Origin of the sequence: Microbacterium sp. SLBN-146, from assembly GCF_006715145.1 — a bacterium.
Lineage (GTDB): Bacteria > Actinomycetota > Actinomycetes > Actinomycetales > Microbacteriaceae > Microbacterium.
The window spans coordinates 3,076,914-3,097,862 of sequence record NZ_VFMR01000001.1 but is presented as its reverse complement, the minus strand read 5'-3'; the positions used below and the strand labels follow the sequence as shown (position 1 = coordinate 3,097,862).

At 66.5% G+C, this 20,949-nt stretch carries 15 protein-coding genes; 13 read left to right on the top strand and 2 right to left on the bottom strand.

Annotated features, from left to right (window positions below; all coding sequences use genetic code 11):
* Positions 1-11 precede the first annotated feature (11 nt).
* The 3 genes from rpsA to FBY39_RS13900 all read left to right on the top strand — a co-directional run bounded on the left by rpsA (position 12) and on the right by FBY39_RS13900 (position 4,373).
* Entirely contained in the window at positions 12-1,460 is a 1,449-nt protein-coding gene (gene rpsA / locus FBY39_RS13910; RefSeq protein WP_141932866.1) for a 30S ribosomal protein S1, read from the top strand.
* Positions 1,461-1,545: 85 nt separating this feature from the next.
* Positions 1,546-3,210, top strand: a complete 1,665-nt coding sequence (locus tag FBY39_RS13905) for a cell wall metabolism sensor histidine kinase WalK (protein WP_141932864.1) — start codon at positions 1,546-1,548, stop codon at positions 3,208-3,210.
* On the top strand, positions 3,207-4,373 hold the full coding sequence (locus tag FBY39_RS13900) for a hypothetical protein (protein ID WP_141932862.1): 1,167 nt from the start codon (positions 3,207-3,209) through the stop codon (positions 4,371-4,373). The genes FBY39_RS13905 and FBY39_RS13900 overlap by 4 nt, the downstream gene beginning before the upstream one ends.
* Here the strand turns inward: FBY39_RS13900 and FBY39_RS13895 are convergent, their stop codons facing one another.
* Positions 4,374-5,225, bottom strand: a complete 852-nt coding sequence (locus FBY39_RS13895) for a response regulator transcription factor (protein ID WP_141932860.1) — start codon at positions 5,223-5,225, stop codon at positions 4,374-4,376. It lies immediately after the preceding gene.
* A 356-nt stretch (positions 5,226-5,581) separates the two neighbouring features.
* Between FBY39_RS13895 and coaE the strand changes: the two genes are divergently transcribed.
* Both coaE and uvrB read left to right on the top strand, forming a co-directional pair.
* A complete protein-coding gene (gene coaE / locus FBY39_RS13890) occupies positions 5,582-6,226 on the top strand; it encodes a dephospho-CoA kinase (protein WP_141932858.1) in 645 nt (214 codons plus the stop codon).
* Between the two features lie 62 nt (positions 6,227-6,288).
* Complete coding sequence (uvrB, locus tag FBY39_RS13885; protein WP_141932856.1) at positions 6,289-8,370, top strand: excinuclease ABC subunit UvrB; 2,082 nt, start codon at positions 6,289-6,291, stop codon at positions 8,368-8,370.
* On the opposite strand, the gene FBY39_RS13880 is transcribed toward uvrB, so the two are convergent.
* A complete protein-coding gene (locus FBY39_RS13880) occupies positions 8,371-8,619 on the bottom strand; it encodes a hypothetical protein (protein ID WP_141932854.1) in 249 nt (82 codons plus the stop codon).
* 41 nt (positions 8,620-8,660) lie between these two features.
* Between FBY39_RS13880 and FBY39_RS13875 the strand changes: the two genes are divergently transcribed.
* From FBY39_RS13875 to gap, 8 genes are all read left to right on the top strand, one after another.
* A complete protein-coding gene (locus FBY39_RS13875) occupies positions 8,661-9,107 on the top strand; it encodes a MarR family winged helix-turn-helix transcriptional regulator (protein ID WP_141932852.1) in 447 nt (148 codons plus the stop codon).
* Positions 9,108-9,229: 122 nt separating this feature from the next.
* The gene (locus tag FBY39_RS13870) at positions 9,230-11,785 is read left to right on the top strand and encodes a bifunctional UDP-sugar hydrolase/5'-nucleotidase (RefSeq protein ID WP_141932849.1); all 2,556 of its coding nucleotides are present in this window, start codon (positions 9,230-9,232) and stop codon (positions 11,783-11,785) included.
* A gap of 328 nt (positions 11,786-12,113) precedes the next feature.
* Positions 12,114-15,023: an excinuclease ABC subunit UvrA gene (gene uvrA / locus FBY39_RS13865; protein WP_260838073.1), complete on the top strand. Its 2,910-nt coding sequence runs from the start codon at positions 12,114-12,116 to the stop codon at positions 15,021-15,023.
* 1 nt (position 15,024) lies between these two features.
* Positions 15,025-16,968, top strand: coding sequence for an excinuclease ABC subunit UvrC (gene uvrC / locus FBY39_RS13860; protein ID WP_141932847.1), 1,944 nt, complete (start codon positions 15,025-15,027; stop codon positions 16,966-16,968).
* 19 nt (positions 16,969-16,987) lie between these two features.
* Entirely contained in the window at positions 16,988-17,863 is an 876-nt protein-coding gene (rapZ, locus tag FBY39_RS13855; RefSeq protein WP_141932845.1) for an RNase adapter RapZ, read from the top strand.
* A 67-nt stretch (positions 17,864-17,930) separates the two neighbouring features.
* Entirely contained in the window at positions 17,931-18,908 is a 978-nt protein-coding gene (whiA, locus tag FBY39_RS13850) for a DNA-binding protein WhiA (RefSeq protein WP_141932842.1), read from the top strand.
* 142 nt (positions 18,909-19,050) lie between these two features.
* Entirely contained in the window at positions 19,051-19,671 is a 621-nt protein-coding gene (locus tag FBY39_RS13845; protein ID WP_141932840.1) for a superoxide dismutase, read from the top strand.
* Between the two features lie 261 nt (positions 19,672-19,932).
* Positions 19,933-20,943, top strand: a complete 1,011-nt coding sequence (gene gap / locus FBY39_RS13840) for a type I glyceraldehyde-3-phosphate dehydrogenase (RefSeq protein WP_141932838.1) — start codon at positions 19,933-19,935, stop codon at positions 20,941-20,943.
* Positions 20,944-20,949 lie beyond the last annotated feature (6 nt).

Sequence of the window (20,949 nt, the reverse complement as noted above, 5' to 3'; positions counted from 1 at the left end):
CAACCCACTATATGACTACCGCAACGACCGCCCCGGCCACCAAGCAGGTCGCGATCAACGACATCGGCTCTGCTGAGGACTTCCTGGCCGCGGTCGAAAAGACCCTGAAGTTCTTCAACGACGGCGACCTCATTGAAGGCACCGTCGTGAAGATCGACCGCGACGAGGTGCTCCTCGACGTCGGGTACAAGACCGAGGGCGTCATCCCCTCGCGCGAGCTCTCCATCAAGCACGACATCGACCCCAACGAGGTCGTCAAGGTCGGCGACACGGTCGAGGCACTCGTTCTCCAGAAGGAGGACAAGGAAGGCCGTCTGATCCTGTCGAAGAAGCGTGCGCAGTACGAGCGCGCGTGGGGCGACGTGGAGAAGATCAAGGAGACCGACGGCGTCGTGACCGGTTCGGTCATCGAGGTCGTCAAGGGTGGCCTGATCGTCGACATCGGACTCCGCGGGTTCCTTCCCGCCTCGCTCATCGAGCTCCGTCGCGTTCGCGACCTCACGCCGTACCTCGGCCAGGAGATCGAGGCGAAGATCCTCGAGCTCGACAAGAACCGCAACAACGTCGTTCTCTCGCGTCGCGCCCTGCTCGAGCAGACGCAGTCCGAGTCGCGCACGACGTTCCTCAACAACCTCCACAAGGGCCAGGTCCGCAAGGGCACGGTCTCGTCGATCGTCAACTTCGGTGCGTTCGTCGACCTCGGTGGCGTCGACGGTCTCGTCCACGTCTCGGAGCTGTCGTGGAAGCACATCGAGCACGCGTCCGAGGTCGTCGAGGTCGGCCAGGAGGTCACCGTCGAGATCCTGGAGGTGGACCTCGACCGCGAGCGCGTGTCGCTCTCGCTCAAGGCGACGCAGGAGGACCCGTGGCAGGTCTTCGCCCGTACGCACGCGATCGGTCAGGTCGCCCCGGGCAAGGTCACGAAGCTCGTCCCGTTCGGTGCGTTCGTGCGCGTCGCAGACGGCATCGAGGGCCTCGTGCACATCTCGGAGCTTTCCGGGAAGCACGTCGAGCTGGCTGAGCAGGTCGTGTCGGTCGGCGAAGAGGTCTTCGTCAAGATCATCGACATCGACCTCGAGCGTCGCCGCATCTCGCTCTCGCTGAAGCAGGCGAACGAGTCGGTCGACCCGTTCGGCACCGAGTTCGACCCGGCCCTCTACGGCATGGCCACGGAGTACGACGAGAACGGGGAGTACAAGTACCCCGAGGGATTCGACCCCGAGACCAACCAGTGGAAGGAAGGCTTCGACGAGCAGCGCGAGAAGTGGGAGCAGGAGTACGCTGCCGCTCACGCGCGCTGGGAGGCTCACAAGGCTGCGGTCACCAAGGCTCTCGAGGCCGAGGCGAACGCTCCGACCGAGACTGCAAGCCCGTCCTTCTCGTCCGAGACCGGTTCCGCCGGCACCCTCGCCGACGACGAGGCGCTTGCGGCGCTCCGCGAGAAGCTCTCCGGTCGCTGATCCATCGCTGACGAACGGGGTCGGAACCTTCGGGTTCCGGCCCCGTTCGCGCATTCACGGGTGCGAGGAGCGGTAGTTTCGTCCCATGGCTGGACCGAAGCGCACGAAGGTGCAGCGCGCCCGGTCCGGATCGTTCGGCGACCGGACGAGATCGCGCACCGTCCTCCTCAATCAGGTCCTCCTCGCGGGGGTCGTCATGGTTGTCGCGCTCATTGCCCTCGTCTCGCTCTTTCCCGGCAACACGAGCCTGTTCCTGGCAGGCGTCCTCGTTGTGTTCTTCGCGACCGCCGCCGCCGTGGCCGTGCCGTGGAACAGCATCCCCGCCTGGGTGAGTGCGCTGGTGCCGATGCTGGACATCCTCGCCATCACGGCGATCCGAGAGTCCAGTCCGCCGTCGGGGTTCGAGCTGCTGTGGATCTTCCCTGCCATGTGGCTGGCCGGGAGCTTCGGGCTTCCTGGCTTGTTCGGCGGCGTGAGCGTGGTCTGTGCGCTCTATCTCGTACCGGCCCTCGCGCCGGACCGCGATGTGACCATCGCGACAGTGATCCTCCCGTTCACCATCGTGGCTCTCGCGACCACCAGCTATCTGACGACGCATCGGTCGCACGTGCAGCGTCGCCTTCTCGATAGTCAGACCGGCCTCTTGTCCACCGCTCTGGCCCGTGCCCGTCAGCAGGAAGAAACACTCACGGAGGTTCTCGAGGCCGTTGATTTCGGCATCATCAGGATCGGCGTGGACGGACGGGTCTCGCTCCGAAATGAGGCGCACGGACGCCTCCAGAGCGCGGGTGGGGCAACGCCGGACGAGGAACTCCCCGCGTATGCCCGAGATGGCATCACACGACTCAGCGCAGACGACGAGCCGCTCGCCCGCGCTCTGCGCGGTGAGACGTTCGACGACGCCGTCGTCTGGTTCGGGGAGCCGGGCGCACCACGGCGGGCGTTGACCGTCACGGCCCGTCGTGTGCACGACGATGACGGTACGGATGCCGGAAGCGTCATCGTCTCGCGAGACATCACCGCCGAGCTCAGCGCCATCCGCGCGCGTGAAGACCTCGTCGCGTCGGTCTCGCACGAACTGCGCACACCGCTCACGTCCATCGTCGGCTACCTGGACCTCGTTCTCGACGAGGATCTCTCGCCGACGGCGCGACGGGGCCTCGAGGTCGCCGAACGCAACGCCCATCGACTCCTCTCCATCGTTTCGGACATCCTCGCCACGACGGCGGCGGACCGCTCCACGATCGAACTGAGCTACCAGCCGGAGCAGACGGACCTTGCGGATCTCGTGGCGTCGGCGGTCGAACTGCACATTCCTCGCGCGGCGGAGCGCGGCATCCGCTTCGATACGTCGGGGGTGGAGTCCGCGACCGCCTACGTCGACCCGTCGCGCATCCGACAGGTCCTCGACAACCTCTTGTCGAATGCCGTCAAGTACAACCGTGCCGACGGCTCCATCGCCGTCGGCACGACGGTGGACGCCGATCACGCCTGGATCGTCGTGCGGGATTCGGGAACGGGCATCGCGCCGGATGAGATGCCGAGGCTGTTCGAACGGTTCTTCCGATCGGAATCGGTGCGTAAGACGTCGACCCACGGGAGCGGCCTCGGTCTGGCGATCAGCCGTGACATCGTCCGTTCCCACGGCGGAGAGATCACCCTGCAGAGCGAACAGGGGGTCGGCACCACGGTCGTCGTACGCCTCCCCGCGCGCCGTCGCACACCCGCCACGAGCATCGGAGCACCATGACACTCGATCCCTTCACGCTCACGGTGGTCACCGCGCTCGTGATCATCGTCTCGAGCGTCGTCTACGTCGTCGGCATCCTTCTGCGCAAAGACGAGGGCGCGGGGCGCGTCTGGGGGCTCGCCTTCCTCGGGGCGCTCGTCACGGTCGTCTGCTATCTCGCGTGGACCGTCTATCCGGAGGCGTGGTGGGCTGTCGCTTTCGGCAACGGGACATTCGTCGGCGGCACGGGATGCCTGTGGCTTGGAGCCCGGCGGTTCAACGAGCGTCCGATGATGGCGGCGGGCATCGCCGTCGCCATCGTGAGCCTGGGAGCGATCCTGACCGCTCTCGCCGAAGGACCCGCCGGAGGGGCGTGGGCCGGCGCGGAAGTCATGTTCCCCGGCATCCTCGTCTTCGCGACTCTCGGCACCGTCGAGACGCTGCGCGGTGAGATGGCTGCCGACCGCAACACGCGCGCGCTCGCCTTCGTCCTGGGTGTGGAAGCCGTTTACTACGCTGTCCGCACCGTCGCGTTCTTCGCCGTGGGTCCAGACGACGAGTTCTTCCTCGTCTGGCTCGGCACGAACGCGACCGGCATCCTCGCTTCGGTCTTGTCGATCGTGGCCGTCGTCGTGACCTCCGTGGCCCTCGTCGGTCGGGGGCACTTGGATGTCGCACGGGGAGCGCGACGTCTCGCGCTCAGCGACGACGATGTGCTGCCGGAGGTCTCGTTCGCGCACGTTCTCCTCGATATGTGTGCGCGCGCGCGGCGGCGCTCGGAACTCGTCGGCGTCATCTCCCTCCGCATCGACGACCTCCCCTCGATCGCGACCGCGTTCGGCACGGAGGCGGCTTCGAGTGTCGCGACGGCGTTCCGCAGTGTCGTGCGCGGTTTCGCCCCTACGAGCGCCTTCGTCGGTCAAGATGGCGAGACGGGGCTCCTCGTGGGAATCCAGCCGCATTCGGTAGCCGACGCCCGTCGCATCGCGACGCGGATCCGCCGAGGGCTGTTCGATGAGCTGAGCGGCGTGGTCGGCGCCGTGATCCCCATCGTGGGAGTGGGTATCGCCCTCAGCGAGACGAATGGCTACGAGCCGTCGGAGCTCGTGACGGAAGCCCGCGTCGCTGCCCGTGCCGCCGCGCTGCGCACGGACACGGCTGTCCTCGTCGCGGGCGAGCCGTGATCAGCGCGTGAGGCGATAGCCCACGCCGCGGACGGTCTCGATCCACCGTGGGTTGGCGGGAGACTCACCCAGCTTTCGACGCAGGTTCGCCATGTGGACCTCGATCGCTCGAGCATCCGCATCACTGATGTAGTCGCTGGTGGCGGTGTACTCGCCGCGCAGCGTGAGAGCCAGCTCCGATTTGCTGACGACGCGGCCCTTGGCTCGCAGGAGTTCGGCGAGGATGTCGAACTCGCTCCTCGTCAGGTCGAGCGCCTCGTCGGCTCGGATCGCCAACCGCATCTCCGGTTGGAGCCGGAGCCCTCGGTGCTCGAGCCATCCGCCCAGGTCGTCGTCGCGAGCGGGGGGGTCGGCGGCTGCGACCTCCACCTCGGATGTGAGCGGGCCGCGCGGCCTGCGCAGCATCGCCTCGATGCGCGCACGCAGTTCACGAGGACGGAAGGGCTTCGTGATGTAGTCGTCGGCGCCGGACTCCAATCCCTGGAGGGCGTCGATCTCTTCCGAGCGGGCCGTGAGCATCACGATGTAGGTACTCGAGATGGCACGGATGCGCTTGGCGGTCTCGAACCCGTCGATCCCCGGCATGCTGACGTCGAGAGTCGTCACGACGGGCTGGTACACGCGGACCCGTTCGATGCCCTCGAGCCCTGACGCCGCGGCGTAGACGACGAATCCCGCCGACTCCAGGACGTCGCTCAGGAGCTGGCGGATATCGGCTTCGTCCTCGATGACGACGGCGACGCGATTCTCGTCCAGGTTGGCGCTCCTGTCGTCGTTCCGCTCGTGGGCGGTCGGTCCCGGGACACCCGCGATGATATCCCAGAACACCCTGCTGAACTCAGCACCCGGCATGCCGTCTCACCTTCACTCGACGAGCGCCCACCGTCGGAGCGTGGAGGTCGGCCGTGCCCCCGCACGGCCGGGCCCCTCCCGCCCCTCTCGGGATCCGGCCCCAGACCGGTCCCGTGCGCGTGATCGCCATCCCACGATCACGTCGCCTCCTGCCATCCCACGGATCCTTTCCGTTTCGTTCGCCGTCCGACATCCCCAGGACGTCCGGCGATGATTCGACAGTAGGAGCGAATGCGCAAGGACGACTTTGCCGAACCTCAGGAACACCTTGAGATATCCGCAGGGTGCGTCGTGTGCGGGGGGAGGCGGACGGCGAGTGCTGCGGGAAAGCCCGCAGCCGTGGCAGGCTCGTGGACGTGCCGCTCATCGCCCTGACCGGGGGAATCGCCTCCGGCAAATCCACCATCGCCAGCCGCCTCGCCGAACGCGGTGCCGTCATCGTCGACGCCGATCGCATCGTGCGCGACGTCCAGGCGCCGGGTTCCCCGCTCCTCGGCGCGATGGTCGATGCGTTCGGACCCGACATCCTCACAGACGAAGGCGCGCTGGACAGGGCGGGCCTCGGGCGTCGCGTGTTCAACGACGAGGCGGCGCTCGCGCGCCTCAACGCGCTCGTTCATCCCGCGGTGCGGGCCGAGTCCGCGAGGCGCTTCGCGGAGGCGTTCGATGCGGACCCCGACGCTGTCGTCGTCTACGACGTTCCCCTCTTGGCGGAGACGAGAGCCGCTGACCCGTGGGACCTCGTCGTCGTGGCACACGCCCCCGCGGGGGTGCGGCAGGGACGGCTCGTCGAGTTGCGCGGGATGTCCGAGGACGATGCCGCAGCGCGCATCGCGGCTCAGGTCGCGGACGACGACCGACTGCGGATCGCCGACGTCGTGATCGATACGACCGGCACTTTGGAGGACACCCTCGCCCGGACTGACGAGCTGTGGAACGACCTCCCGCGACGTGTCGCCGAGGTGCGTCAGACCGGCTCTTCCGACCTCTCGGTGGACTGAAGCAGGGCGGGACTATCCGCCCTGCCGGCCCCGGTGTCGGAGGTCGCGCCTAACCTGGACATGTGCAGACCACACGTTCCGTCCGCCCCTTCGAAGTCATCAGTGAATACTCGCCGTCGGGAGACCAGCCAGAGGCGATCGCTCAGCTCGCGCAACGCATCAACGCCGGTGAGACCGACGTCGTCCTTCTCGGCGCGACCGGTACGGGAAAGTCGGCTACGACGGCCTGGCTCGTCGAAGCGGTGCAGCGTCCGACGCTCGTCCTGGCGCACAACAAGACTCTCGCGGCGCAGCTCGCGAACGAGTTCCGCGAACTCATGCCGAACAACGCGGTCGAGTACTTCGTGAGCTACTACGACTACTACCAGCCCGAGGCGTACGTCCCTCAGACAGACACCTTCATCGAGAAGGACTCCTCGATCAACGCCGAGGTGGAACGCCTCCGTCACTCGACGACGAACTCACTCCTCAGCAGACGAGACGTCGTCGTGGTCTCCACCGTCTCCTGCATCTACGGTCTCGGCTCGCCCGAGGAGTACTTGCGAGCCATGGTCGCCCTCCAAGTGGGGGAGCGCTACGACCGTGACGCATTGATCCGCAAGTTCATCGCGATGCAGTACAACCGCAACGACGTCGACTTCTCCCGCGGCAACTTCCGCGTTCGCGGCGACACGATCGAGATCATCCCGGTGTATGAGGAGTATGCGGTCCGCATCGAGATGTTCGGTGACGAGATCGAGGGTCTGTACATGCTGCATCCGCTCACGGGCGATGTCGTGCAGAAGCTCGATTCCGTGCCGATCTTCCCCGCGACGCACTACGCCGCCGGCACTGAGACCGTGCAGCGGGCGATCGGCACGATCGAGCACGAGCTCGAGGAGCGTCTCAAGGAGCTCGAAGGGCAGAACAAGTTGCTCGAGGCGCAGCGCCTCCGCATGCGGACGACCTTCGATCTCGAGATGTTGCAGCAGCTGGGATTCTGCTCGGGCATCGAAAACTATTCGCGTCACCTGGATGGTCGGCTTCCCGGCGAGCCGCCGCACACGCTGCTGGACTTCTTCCCCGACGACTTCCTCATGGTGATCGACGAGTCGCATGTCACGGTGCCGCAGATCGGCGCGATGTACGAGGGCGATGCATCGCGCAAGCGCACCCTCGTCGAGCACGGCTTCCGACTGCCGAGCGCACTCGACAACCGGCCACTGCGGTGGGACGAGTTCAAGAACCGCGTCGGTCAGACGGTCTACCTGTCGGCGACTCCGGGGCGTTACGAGATGGGCATCGCCGACGGCGTCGTGGAACAGATCATCCGTCCCACCGGACTCATCGATCCCCAGATCGTCGTCAAGCCCTCGAAGGGACAGATCGACGATCTCCTCGAGGAGATCCGCGTGCGGGCGGAGCGTGACGAGCGCGTACTCGTCACGACCCTCACGAAGAAGATGGCCGAAGAGCTCACCGACTTCCTCGGCGAGCACGGGGTCCGGGTGCGCTACCTGCATTCCGACGTCGACACGTTGCGGCGCGTCGAGCTTCTCAGCGAGCTGCGTGCCGGGGTATACGACGTGCTCGTCGGCATCAACCTGCTGCGTGAGGGTCTCGACCTTCCCGAGGTCTCGCTCGTATCGATCCTCGATGCCGATAAAGAAGGATTCCTCCGAAGCGGCACGTCGCTCATCCAGACCATAGGCCGCGCGGCCCGCAACGTGTCGGGAGAAGTGCACATGTACGCCGACACGATGACCGACTCGATGACCAAGGCGATCGAGGAGACGGATCGCCGGCGCGAGAAGCAGATCGCCTACAACCTCGAGCACGGCATCGATCCACAGCCGCTGCGGAAGCGCATTGCGGACATCACGGAGATCTTGGCGCGCGAGGCGTCTGACACCGACCGGATGCTCAGCGGCAAATCCGCCGCGAAGACGAAGTCCGGACGAGGCAAGGCGCCCACGCCTCAACTCCGACGAGAGGGCATCGCGGCGGAAGGTGCCGAGCAACTCGAGTCCACGATCGCGGATCTCAGCGCGCAGATGCTCGCGGCGGCGGAGGAGTTGAAGTTCGAGCTCGCCGCCCGCCTGCGCGACGAGGTGCAGGATCTCAAGAAGGAACTGCGCGCCATGGAACGCGCAGGGCACGCCTGATCACGGGCAGTGCATGAGAGGTTTCGTGCCGGAGCGGTCGAACGTGTGCTCGGTCATCGGCCGCCCGCACAGAGGGCACGCGCGGTCGGCGCGTTCCTCCGCGGTCGGCGGGGGCGCGGTCTCGTAGGGGCCGACGGCGGCCGGTCCCGCGACGCGGATGAGCGAGGCGTTGATCCAGGCGTACCAACCGCCGGCGGCTCGTACGCGTTCCCGCAGCGTCGGACGCTCGGGGTCATGCTCACTGTTCACATTGCTTAGTGTACTAACTATTTGAGGGCTAGGATATTCGCATGCCCGCGCAAGAGGATCTGCTTCGGCTCGAGAACCAGGTGTGCTTCGCGCTCGTGACGGCATCACGGAACGTCGTGGCCGTCTACCGACCGATCTTGGAACCCCTCGGCCTTACGCATCCCCAGTACCTCGTGATGCTGGCGCTCTGGGAGCAGTCACCGCGCACGCTCTCCGACCTCTCGGAGGAACTCGCGTTCGATCCCGCGACCGCGTCGCCGCTCGTGAAAAGGCTCGAGGCCCAAGGACTCGTCTCGCGTGCGCGCCGGATCGGCGACGAGCGCGCACTCGACATCGCGCTGACCGAGGCGGGGTGGGCGCTGCGCCGCCACGCTCTCGACGTGCCGGGCAAAGTCCTCGAAGCAGTGGGTGTGGACGCGAACACGCTCGAGCGCCTGCGCGATGCGCTTCTTCCCTTCGCGGGACGACGTGGCGTTTCCGGATCGTGAACACTTTCTCATGAAGGTGTTGCGAACCCCGATGCGAACCTAGTCTCGAAAAGGTGCGGCTCGGCGCGGTGTTGTTGTGCGGTGGGTCGTCCACCCGAATCCCTTGCACAGGAAGCACTCATATGCGCAACAGATCAGTCCCCGATCGCGGCCCTCTCCGCCGTCGTTTCCTCGCGGGCGCGGCCCTCGTGGCGCTGTCAGCCGGCACCCTCTCCGCACTTCCCGCGTACGCGGCGGATCCCGTCACGATAGACCTGATCACGATCAACGACCTCCACGGTCGTCTGGAAGCATCGTCTCCCGCGGGCGGCGCCGCGGCCCTGACGACGGCCGTGCAGCAGGCTCGCGCAGCCAACCCGAACACGATCTTCGCCTCCGCGGGCGACAACATCGGCGCATCCACGTTCACGTCGTTCATTCAGCAGGACAACCCGACGATCGATGCGCTGAACGCCGCGGGACTGGATGTCAGCGCGGTCGGCAATCACGAATTCGACGCCGGTTTCGCCGACCTGACCGACAGAGTCATCCCGCGCGCCGAGTTCCCGTATCTCGGGGCCAACGTCTACAAGGCAGACGGCACGCGCGCTCTCCAGGCGTACGAGATCGTCACGGTCGCGGCGGGCATCGACGTCGCCTTCGTCGGCGCGGTCACAGAGGAGATGCCATCTCTCGTGAGCCCTGCGGGCATCGCGGGCCTGCAGTTCCGTGACATCGCGACCGAGGTCAATGCCGCGGCGGATGAGGCGACAGCTGCCGGCGCCGAGATCGTCGTCGCCCTCGTTCACGAGGGAGGATCGTCGAACCCGGCGGACGCCACCGACGCGTCCACGCCGCTCGGGAGCATCGTGACGGGTCTCGACGCCGACGTCGACATGCTCGTCACATCGCACACCCATGCGACCTACGCCTACGACGTCGGTTCCCTCCGCGTGACGCAGGCAGGGCAGTACGGTGAGCGCTTCCAGAAGACCTCGATCACGTACAACCCTGACACCGGCGCGGTGTCGTTGGCACCGACCACGACCACCGCGATGTGGAACACGGCGGTCAACCCGCCGCAGCCGACGATCGTTCCAGACCTCACGGATCCGGTCGTGAGCGCCGTCGATTCCATCGTGCGCGCTGCCGTCGCATTCGCAACCGTCGAAGGATCCAAGCCGGTGGGGAACATCACGGCGGACTTCCGGCGGGAGCTGCAACCGCGGACCCCGACCGCACAGAACCCCGCGACGACCGAGGAAGCGCGCGGCGCCGAGTCGACGCTCGGCAACTTCGTCGCCGATGTGCAGCTGTGGGCTGCCCAGCAGCGCGCAGCGGAGACGCAGATCGCGTTCATGAACCCCGGTGGACTCCGGGCGGATCTCGTCTACGCGGGCAGCGGGGGAGCCAATGCCGACGGCGTGGTCACGTACGCGGAAGCAGCCGGTGTGCAGCCCTTCGCCAACACGCTCGTCACGATGTCGCTGACGGGCGCGCAGATCGACGCCGTCCTCGAACAGCAGTGGCAGCCCGCCGCTGCATCTCGTCCCTTCCTGAAGCTCGGGGTTTCCGAGGGCCTGACGTACGTCACCAACTACGACGCCGCCGTCGGATCCCGGGTCACGAACCTGCGACTCGACGGAGTGCCGATCGATCCCGCAGCCTCGTACCGGATCGTCGTCAACTCCTTCCTGGCATCCGGAGGAGACAACTTCGGCACGTTCGCTGCAGGCACGTCTCGCGCCGACTCGGGTCTCGTCGATCTCGGGGCCATGGTGGACTGGTTCGCGGCGAACGGATCGGCGTCTCCCGACCTCGCCCAGCGTTCGATCGGCGTCGGACTGTCAGCGCCGTCGAACCCCGCAGGGTACGAGGCCGGTAGCACGCTGACGCTCGATCTCTCTTCGCTCGACTTCACGCAGACGGCAACCGCAGCGGGGACCGTCTCGGTCTCGATCGCCGGGATCCCCGTCGGATCGGCGCCGATCGATCGATCCCTCGTCGCGCTCACCGACCGCGCCGGGCGCGCCACCCTGACGGTGACGATCCCCCAAGCCGCTGTCGGGTCTGGTTCAGATGCCACCCAGGTACCGCTGTCGATCACAACGCCGGTCGGGACGAGCTTCGAGCTCTCGATTCCTGTCCTCCCGGCCGCCGATGTGACGGCGCCGACGGTGACGGTGAAGCCGGAGTCGCAGGGGAAGGATGGGGTGTATCGGTCGGTGTCGTTCAAGTTGTTCGATGCGGGGAAGATCGCCCGGTTGACGCTCAACGGTGTCGAGAAGGATCTGGTCGACAATGTGTGGTCGGATCTGAACGGTGTGAAGCCGGGGGTGTTCGGTGGCAAGTCCGGGGTGAATGAGTTGAAGGTGTACGACGTGGCGGGCAATGTCACGACGGTCAGCTTCGTTCTGGATGTCACGGGGCCGACGGTGACGATGAAGACCGGGCGGGGTGAGACGGTGACGACGGGCAACGGGTCGTATGCGCGGGTGTCGTTCAAGCTGTTCGATCAGTACAAGATCGACCGGTTGACGCTCAACGGTGTGGAGAAGAACCTGACCGATAACACGTGGTCCGACCTCAACGGTGTGACTCCGGGCGCGTTCGGGGGGAAGCGGGGCGTGAACGAGTTGACGGTGTACGACGTCGTGGGCAACTCCACGACGCTGACCTTCACCCTCGCGGGGAACTGACCCACACTGACCGTGAGGAACGGATGCCGCGAGTCACCCCGACTCGCGGCATCCGTCATCTCACGCCCCGCCCCGCCCCTCACGCCCTGCCCTCCTGATGTCGACTCACCGGGTTGTCGACGAGGCACCCCGCTATCTGCACGCAACGACGGGGTCACTCGGCGAGATCGCGGTTAGTCGACGAAGGGCGTGACGCCGAGCACGGCGCATCCTTGCATACGCGGGCCGCGAACGGCCCCACGGAGCCGATGTCGGAGGCCGCACCTAAACTTGAGGGGTGCCCATCGTCCCTGTCGCCGTGCCCGAAAACACCCCCGGAGGATCGCCCGTGACGCCTTCTGTCGAGCGCTCTCTGCGTCCCACCGGCCACTCGAGCGGGTCACTCAGCGTGCGTGGCGCGCGGGTGCACAACCTCAAGAACGTCGATCTGGACATTCCGAGGGATTCCCTCGTCGTCTTCACGGGCCTCTCGGGCTCGGGCAAGTCGAGCCTCGCCTTCGACACGATCTTCGCGGAAGGCCAGCGGCGCTACGTCGAGTCGCTGAGCGCGTACGCGCGCCAGTTCCTCGGCCAGGTGGATCGCCCCGACGTCGATTTCATCGAGGGGTTGAGCCCCGCGGTGTCGATCGATCAGAAGTCGACCAACCGCAATCCGCGATCGACCGTAGGGACGATCACCGAGATCCACGACTACATGCGTCTCCTGTGGGCGCGCATCGGTATTCCGCACTGTCCCGTCTGCGGCGAGCGGATTCAGCGCCAGACGGTTCAGCAGATCGCGGACCAACTCATGGATCTCCCCGAGAAGACGCGCTATCAGATCGTCGCGCCGGTGGTCTCGCAGAAGAAGGGTGAGTTCGTCGATCTCTTCCGCGAGCTCGGCGCCAAGGGCTACGCGCGCGCGATCGTCGACGGCGAGCTCATCCAGCTGTCGGATCCGCCCACCCTCAAGAAGAGCTACAAGCACGACATCGCCGTCGTCGTCGATCGTCTCGTGGCAGCGCCCGACATCCTCAGCCGCGTCACCGATTCCGTGGAGACCGCTCTGGGACTTGCTTCGGGAATCGTCCAGGTGAACTTCGTCGACGAAGAGGGCGATGACGCGTGGCAGTCCTTCTCCGAGAAGCTCGCATGTCCGAACGGCCATCCGCTGCAGCTGACCGAGATCGAGCCGCGGACGTTCTCGTTCAATGCCCCGTTCGGCGCGTGCCCCACCTGCTCGGGCCTCGGAACGCGGATGGCGGTCGACGTCGACCTGATGCTGGGCGACGAGGAGCTCTCGATCAGCGAGGGCGTCCTGATTCCTTGGACGACGCAGGGGAAGGGTCTCTTCCAGTACTACGAGCGGCTGCTCCAAGGTCTTGCCGCAGATCTCGACTTCTCGCTCGACACGCCGTGGAAGGACCTCCACTCCGATGTCCGCGACGCGGTTCTCCGCGGCGAGAACTACAAGGTCACCGTGAAGTGGAAGAACCGCTACGGGCGTGAGATGCGGTACTCCTCGGGGTTCGAGGGCGTCGTGCCGTACATCGAGCGTCAGTATCTCCAGGCCGAGTCCGACACGCAGCGTCAGCGGTGGTCCGAGTACCTGCGAGAAGTACCGTGCCCGGCCTGCAACGGGGATCGACTCAAGCCCGAAGTCCTCGCCGTCCTCGTGCACGGGAGTTCCATCGCACAGGCGTCGCGGTTGAGCCTCGCTGAGGCGCAGGAGTTCTTCCAGCGCCTCGAGCTGACCGACCGCGAGGCCAAGATCGCCGCTGCGGTTCTCCGCGAGATTCGCGCGCGTCTGCAGTTCCTCCTGCAGGTCGGGCTGAACTACTTGAGCCTGAGCCGCTCGGCGGGGTCCCTCTCCGGCGGAGAAGCCCAGCGCATCCGCCTGGCGACGCAGATCGGTTCCGGCCTCACCGGCGTGCTCTACGTGCTCGACGAGCCCTCGATCGGTCTCCACCAGCGCGACAACCGACGCCTCATCGAAACGCTCCTGACCCTGCGCGACCTGGGGAACACGCTCATCGTCGTCGAACACGACGAGGAGACCATCCACGCGGCGGACTGGATCGTCGACATCGGACCCCGCGCGGGAGTCGAAGGCGGTGCCGTCGTGCACTCCGGGCCGCTCGCGGCTCTGCTCGAGGACGGCAACTCGATCACGGGCGACTACCTCGCCGGACGGCGGGCGATCGCAACACCCAAAAAGCGACGCAAGATCGACAAGAAGCGGCAGATCAGCGTCGTCGGTGCGCGCGAGAACAACTTGAGGAACGTCACGGTCGACTTCCCGCTGGGGCTCCTCACCTCCGTGACGGGCGTCAGCGGATCGGGCAAATCGACGCTCGTGAACGGCATCCTCTACGAGGTGCTGGCCAACCGGCTCAACGGCGCGCGCCGCGTCGCGGGCAAGCACACGCGCGTGACGGGTCTCGACAACCTCGACAAGGTCGTCCACGTCGATCAGGCACCGATCGGTCGCACGCCGCGGTCGAATCCGGCGACCTACACGGGTGTCTTCGACCGGATCCGGACGCTCTTCAGCGACACTCCCGAGGCGAAGGTGCGCGGATATCAGCCAGGACGCTTCAGCTTCAACGTCAAGGGCGGACGCTGCGAGGCATGCTCCGGTGACGGCACGATCAAGATCGAGATGAACTTCCTCCCCGACGTGTACGTCGACTGCGAGGTGTGCCACGGCAAGCGGTACAACCGTGACACGCTCGCCGTGCACTACAAGGGCAAGAACATCGCCGAGGTGCTCGAGATGCCCATCTCGGAGGCCGCGGAGTTCTTCGAGCCGATTCAGGCCATCCACCGTTACCTCAAGACGCTCGTGGACGTCGGGCTCGGATACGTACGACTGGGTCAGTCGGCGACGACTCTCTCGGGCGGCGAAGCGCAGCGCGTCAAGCTCGCCACGGAACTCCAGCGGAGGTCCAACGGTCGCTCCATCTACGTTCTGGACGAGCCGACGACGGGCCTCCACTTCGAGGACGTCGCCCGCCTCCTCGAGGTGCTGAACGGACTCGTGGACAAGGGCAACACCGTCATCGTCATCGAGCACAACCTCGACGTCATCAAGTCGTCCGACTGGATCATCGATCTCGGCCCCGAGGGCGGGTCGGGCGGCGGCCAGATCGTCGCGACGGGCACGCCCGAGCAGGTTGCGCGCGCCGAGGGCAGCTACACCGGCGAGTTCCTCGCGGAGGTGCTGGGGGTGGCCGGAGCCCAGCGCAAGGCCGGCTGAGATGGCCCGGTCCGCACCCACGGTCGCGTACAAGCCGCGCCCGGGGGAGATCCCCACGAATCCGGGTGTCTACCGCTTCCGGGATCGCGACGGGCGCGTCCTGTACGTCGGCAAGGCGAAGAACCTCCGTGCTCGACTGTCGAACTACTTCGCCCCGCTGCACACCCTGCATGAGCGCACCCGTCGGATGGTGCTGACCGCGGCATCCGTAGAGTGGACCGTCGTCGCGACGGACGTCGACTCCCTGCAGCTCGAGTACCAGTGGATCAAGGAGTTCGATCCTCCGTTCAACGTCCGCTATCGCGACGACAAGTCGTATCCCTTCATGGCCGTGACCCTTGCAGACGAGGCACCCCGGGTCATCGTGACGCGCAACAGGCGCATCTCCGGTGCGAAGTACTTCGGTCCGTACCCGAAGGTGTGGGCGGTCCACGACACGATCGACCAGTTGATCCGGGTCTTCCCCATCCGCACCTGCAGCGACGCCTCGTATCGCAAGGCCATGGCCACGGGACGACCGTGCTTCCCCGGGCAGATCGGTCGGTGCGGAGGTCCCTGCTCGATGAAGGTGTCGATCGACGAGCATCGCGCCATCGTCGACGACTTCGTCGCGTTCATGGCCGGCGGCGATGAGCGTTTCGCGCGCGAACTGACGGCACGTATGCGCGAGGCATCCGCCGCTCAGGATTACGAAGCGGCGGCGCAGTACCGCGATCGCCTCCAGGCGATCGATGCCGTCCTCAAGAGAAGCGCGCTCGTTCTGTCGGAGGACACGGACGCTGATCTCTTCGGTATCGCTGAGGACGAGCTGGCCGCCGCGGTTCAGCACTTCGTGATCCGCGGCGGCCGCGTGCGCGGTGTGCGAGCCACGACGATCGAGAAGGAGATCGACATCGCCGGGGCGGACCTCGTCGATCAGATCCTGCAGCGCACGTACGGTGACGCAGCGCCCGCGGACATCCCGAAGCAGGTGCTGGTGCCCGTGCTCCCCGATGACGCCTCCGACATCGAGGACTGGCTGCGCGAACGCCGTGGACGGAACGTCTCGATTCAGGTCGCGCAGCGCGGTCGCAAGTCCGAGCTCCTCGCGACGGCGACCCTCAACGCGCAGCAGGCGCTCATGCTCTACAAGACCCGTCGCACGAGCGACTACGTCGCGCGGACCCAGGCCCTCACCGACCTGCAGGAGGCACTCGGGCTCGCCGAGGCACCATTGCGCATCGAGTGCTTCGACGTCTCGCATCTCTCCGGAACGAACGTCGTCGCCTCCATGGTGGTGTTCGAGGACGGCTTGCCCCGCAAGGACCAGTACCGTTCGTTCGGCGTCGCCGAGACGACGGACGACACCGATTCGCTCTACCAGGTGCTGACACGCCGTCTGGCGTATCTGGATCGACCCGAAGATGCGATGGAGGATGAGCTCCGCACCGCCGGGGGAGAGGTCGCTCAGCCGGGCGCCTCGTCGGCCGATGACGAGGCCGTCGTGTCGACGCGGCGCAAACCCCGCTTCGCCTATCGGCCGCAGCTGCTCGTCGTCGACGGCGGCCAGCCCCAGGTGGCTGCGGCGGCTCGTGCACTGCGCGACGCGGGCCACGAGGAGATCGCACTGTGCGGCATCGCGAAGCGCCTCGAGGAGGTGTGGCTCCCCGACGAGGACTACCCCGTGATCCTGCCACGCACGAGTGAGGCGCTCTACCTGCTTCAGCGGCTGCGAGACGAAGCCCATCGCTTCGCCATCTCGCATCAGCGCAAGCGCCGCCGCCGCGACATCCAGAGCGTCCTCGCCGACGTTCCGGGCCTCGGCGAAGCGCGCATCCGGGCGCTTCTGCGTCACTTCGGCTCGGTTGCGGCACTCAAACGCGCCACGCCCGAAGAGATCACGGAACTCCCCGGAGTCGGGCCGAAGCTCGCCGCAGCGATCCATGCGCACCTGACGAGTCGCTAGGCTGGGCGCGGGAGAGGCCATGACCGAATCGACACGCCACGCCGAAGTCCTCATCGTCACAGGCATGTCCGGCGCGGGTCGATCCACGGCGGCGAACGCGTTGGAAGACCTCGATTGGTACGTCGTCGACAATCTCCCCCCGCAGATGCTCACGCCCATGCTGGATCTGACGCAGATCGCCGCAGGCGCGCTCCCGAAGATCGCGGTCGTCGTCGATGTCCGCGGGCGCGACATGTTCGCCGAGCTTCCTGCCGTCATGCGGACGCTCCGTGACCGACAGCAGCTCAGGTCGATCTTCCTCGATGCGTCCGACGAGGTTCTCGTGCGGCGGTTCGAGGCCGTCCGGCGTCCGCATCCGCTCCAGGGCGACGGCACGATCCTCGACGGCATCCGGCGGGAGCGCAACAAGCTCGCGTCCGTGCGGGAGCGGGCAGACATCATCGTCGACACGTCCTCCCTCAACATCCATCAGCTCTCGACCCGCATCGTCGATCTCTTCTCCGACGAAGGTCAGGCGCGGCACACGCTGACGATCATGAGCTTCGGGTTCAAGTACGGTCTTCCTCCCGACGCCGACATGGTGGCCGATATGCGATTCCTCCCCAACCCGTTCTGGAACGAGGATCTCCGCTCGCTCACAGGGGAGGACGCGGCCGTGCGAGACTTCGTTCTCGCGCAGCCGGGTGCGCGAGAGTTCATCGATTCCTATTCCGAGGCACTCGTGCCCGTGCTCGAGGGGTACCAGCGGGAGAACAAGCGTCATGCGGTCGTCGCTGTCGGATGCACAGGGGGAAAGCATCGATCGGTTGTGACGGCCCGCGAGCTCGCGGATCGCCTGTCGAACGTCGCGGGGGTTGCGGTGAGGGTCAAGGACCGCGACCTCGGACGCGAGTGAGGTGGGCAGTGATCGCCACCGCGAGTAGGCTGGACGATCGTCCCGTTCCCCACCTTTGAGGAGTCCCGTGTCGCTGACTGCCGACGTGAAGGCCGAGTTGACCGCTGTGCGAGACCCTCGCCCGACCGCCCGCGTGGCCGAACTCACGTCGATCTTGCGATTCTCGGGCGGTTTGCACTCGATCGCCAATCGCGTCGCGGTGGAAGCCGAGCTGGACACCGACGCGCTCGCGCGTCGCGTCGCTCGCGACCTCATGGAACTCTACGGAGTGCGACCCGAGCTCGTGCATGTCCAGGGCTCGGGCGGCCGTTCTGGGAGCCACTACGCCGTGCGCGTCATCGAGGGGGGCGAGACCCTCGCTCGGCAGACCGGACTCCTCGACCAGCGGCGCCGACCTGTCCGTGGTCTTCCCAACAAGCTCACGACGGGGTCGCGCCCCGATCTTGCGGCCATCTGGCGAGGCGCGTTCCTCGCGGCCGGAGCGCTGAGTGACCCGGGACGCTCCGCTGCTCTCGAGATCGCCTGCCCCGCACCCGAGGCGGCCATGGCCCTGGTGGGGGCTGCGCACCGTCTGGGCATCCCCGCGAAGGCACGAGAGGTGCGCGGGGTGCCGCGTGTCGTCGTCCGCGAAGGTGAGGCGATCCGCGTCGCGCTCGCGGCGATGGGTGCCGCGCGCGCGGCGGCAGAGTGGGACCAGCTGCGTCAACGTCGCGAAGTGCGGGCGGGCGTCAACCGTCTCGTGAACTTCGACGACGCGAACCTTCGACGCTCCGCCCAGGCCGCGGTCGCCGCGTGCGCCCGCGTGGAGCGCGCCCTCGAGATTCTCGGCGACGAGGTCCCTGCCCACCTCAAGCAGGCGGGCGATCTTCGGCTCGCGCATCGTGACGCGAGCCTCGACGAGCTCGGCCACCACGCCGATCCTCCGCTGACGAAGGATGCCGTCGCAGGGCGCATCCGGCGCCTGCTCGCGATGGCCGACAAGAAGGCCGAGGCGGAAGGTCTTCCCGACACCGAGTCGGCTGTGCCTGCGGGCATGACCGACTGAGCCGCGGGCACGAGATCCTTCCGCAGCGGGAAGCAACCCCCTGCCGTCCGTGTTACGGATCGTTAGGATGAAAACCGTCACCCTCGCCGCCGCGGAGCGACGCTTGCTTGCTCCCGCGCAGCGCCGATAGGAAGAAGAGAATATGGCGAACTACACGCTGCCCGACCTCCCCTACGACTACGCGGCTCTCGAACCGCACATCAGCGCGACGATCATGCAGCTGCACCACGACAAGCACCATCAGGCCTATGTCACGGGTGCCAACACGGCGCTCGAGCAGCTCGCCGAAGCGCGCGACAAGGGCGACTTCGCCAACGTCAACAAGCTCGAGAAGGACCTCGCCTTCAACCTCGGAGGCCACGTCAACCACTCGATCTTCTGGACGAATCTGTCTCCCAACGGCGGCGACAAGCCGACGGGCGACCTCGCGTCAGCCGTCGACGACAACTTCGGTTCGTTCGACAAGTTCACGGCGCACTTCACGGCTGCGGCGCTCGGCGTCCAGGGGTCCGGATGGGCGGGCCTGTTCTGGGACTCCGTCGGACAGAACCTGATCATCCAGCAGTTCTTCGACCAGCAGTCGCAGTTCGCCGCAGGCACCGTGCCGCTTCTCCTCCTCGATGTGTGGGAGCACGCGTACTACCTGGACTACAAGAACGTCCGCGCCGACTACGTCAAGGCGTTCTGGAACATCGCCGACTGGGACAACGTGCAGACGCGCTTCGCGACGGCACGCGAGAAGACCGCGGGTCTGATCGTCTGATCCCGTTCACCTGCAAGATGCCCGGCAGCCGCCTTCGCGGTGCCGGGCATCTTCTTTTCCGCTGGTGCGGGCGAGAAGTCGGGACCTTCGTCCCCCTCTCCGCCTACGTTCGCGTGGCCCAACTGCGCTAGTCTCGTAGGCAGGTGAGGATGCCTCGGAGGGCCCGGAGACGGGCGGACTGAGCATCCTCTCTGTCAAGGAGATCGCGTGGCAGGGACGCCGATCAGGGGTTCCCGGCGCGACGAGACTACGGGAGACACCGTGACCGTCAAGATCGGCATCAACGGCTTCGGCCGAATCGGACGCAACTTCCTCCGCGCGGCGCTCGCGCAGGGCGCGGACCTCGACATCGTGGCGGTGAACGACCTCACCGACAACAAGACCCTCGCGCACCTGCTGAAGTACGACTCGGTCGGCGGTCGCCTCGACGCCGAGGTGTCGTACGACGCGGATTCGATCACCGTCGACGGCAAGGCCATCAAGGTCTTCGAAGAGCGCGACCCGGCGAACCTCCCCTGGGGCGAGCTCGGCGTCGACATCGTCATCGAGTCGACCGGACGCTTCACGAAGGCGGTCGACGCCCAGAAGCACATCGCGGGCGGCGCGAAGAAGGTCCTCATCTCGGCCCCCGGCACCGACGTCGACGGCACGTTCGTGATGGGCGTCAACGACGGCGAGTACGACCCGGCGACGATGCACGTCATCTCCAACGCGTCGTGCACGACCAACTGCCTCGCACCGCTGGCCAAGGTCTTCAACGACAACTTCGGCATCGAGCGCGGCTTCATGATGACGGCGCACGCGTACACGGCCGACCAGAACCTCCAGGACGGTCCGCACAGCGACCTCCACCGCGCCCGTGCTGCCGCCCTGAACATCGTCCCCGCGTCGACCGGTGCCGCCAAGGCGATCGGTCTGGTGCTTCCTGAGCTCAACGGCAAGCTGAGCGGTTCGTCCTACCGTGTGCCGATCCCCACCGGCTCGATCGTCGACCTCACGATCATCACCCCGACCGAGGGCCTGACCGTCGAGACGATCAACGCGGCGTACGAGAAGGCTGCCGTCGAAGGTGAGCTCGTCGGGTACCTGAAGTACAACACCGACGCGATCGTCTCGACCGACATCGTGAAGGACCCGCACTCGTCGATCTTCGACGCCGGCCAGACCAACGTGTCGGGCAACCTGGTCAAGGTCTCCGCCTGGTACGACAACGAGTGGGGTTACTCGAACCGCCTCGTCGACCTCGCCGAGCTCGTCGCCGACAAGCTCTGAGACCCA

What these genes read in the sequence shown, in the direction of transcription:
- rpsA (WP_141932866.1), top strand. Translation starts at nt 12, where the DNA reads ATGACTACCGCAACGACCGCCCCGGCCACCAAGCAGGTCGCGATCAAC.
- FBY39_RS13905 (WP_141932864.1), top strand. Translation starts at nt 1,546, where the DNA reads ATGGCTGGACCGAAGCGCACGAAGGTGCAGCGCGCCCGGTCCGGATCG.
- FBY39_RS13900 (WP_141932862.1), top strand. Translation starts at nt 3,207, where the DNA reads ATGACACTCGATCCCTTCACGCTCACGGTGGTCACCGCGCTCGTGATC.
- FBY39_RS13895 (WP_141932860.1), bottom strand. Translation starts at nt 5,225, where the DNA reads ATGCCGGGTGCTGAGTTCAGCAGGGTGTTCTGGGATATCATCGCGGGT.
- FBY39_RS13875 (WP_141932852.1), top strand. Translation starts at nt 8,661, where the DNA reads ATGCCCGCGCAAGAGGATCTGCTTCGGCTCGAGAACCAGGTGTGCTTC.
- FBY39_RS13870 (WP_141932849.1), top strand. Translation starts at nt 9,230, where the DNA reads ATGCGCAACAGATCAGTCCCCGATCGCGGCCCTCTCCGCCGTCGTTTC.
- uvrC (WP_141932847.1), top strand. Translation starts at nt 15,025, where the DNA reads ATGGCCCGGTCCGCACCCACGGTCGCGTACAAGCCGCGCCCGGGGGAG.
- rapZ (WP_141932845.1), top strand. Translation starts at nt 16,988, where the DNA reads ATGACCGAATCGACACGCCACGCCGAAGTCCTCATCGTCACAGGCATG.
- FBY39_RS13845 (WP_141932840.1), top strand. Translation starts at nt 19,051, where the DNA reads ATGGCGAACTACACGCTGCCCGACCTCCCCTACGACTACGCGGCTCTC.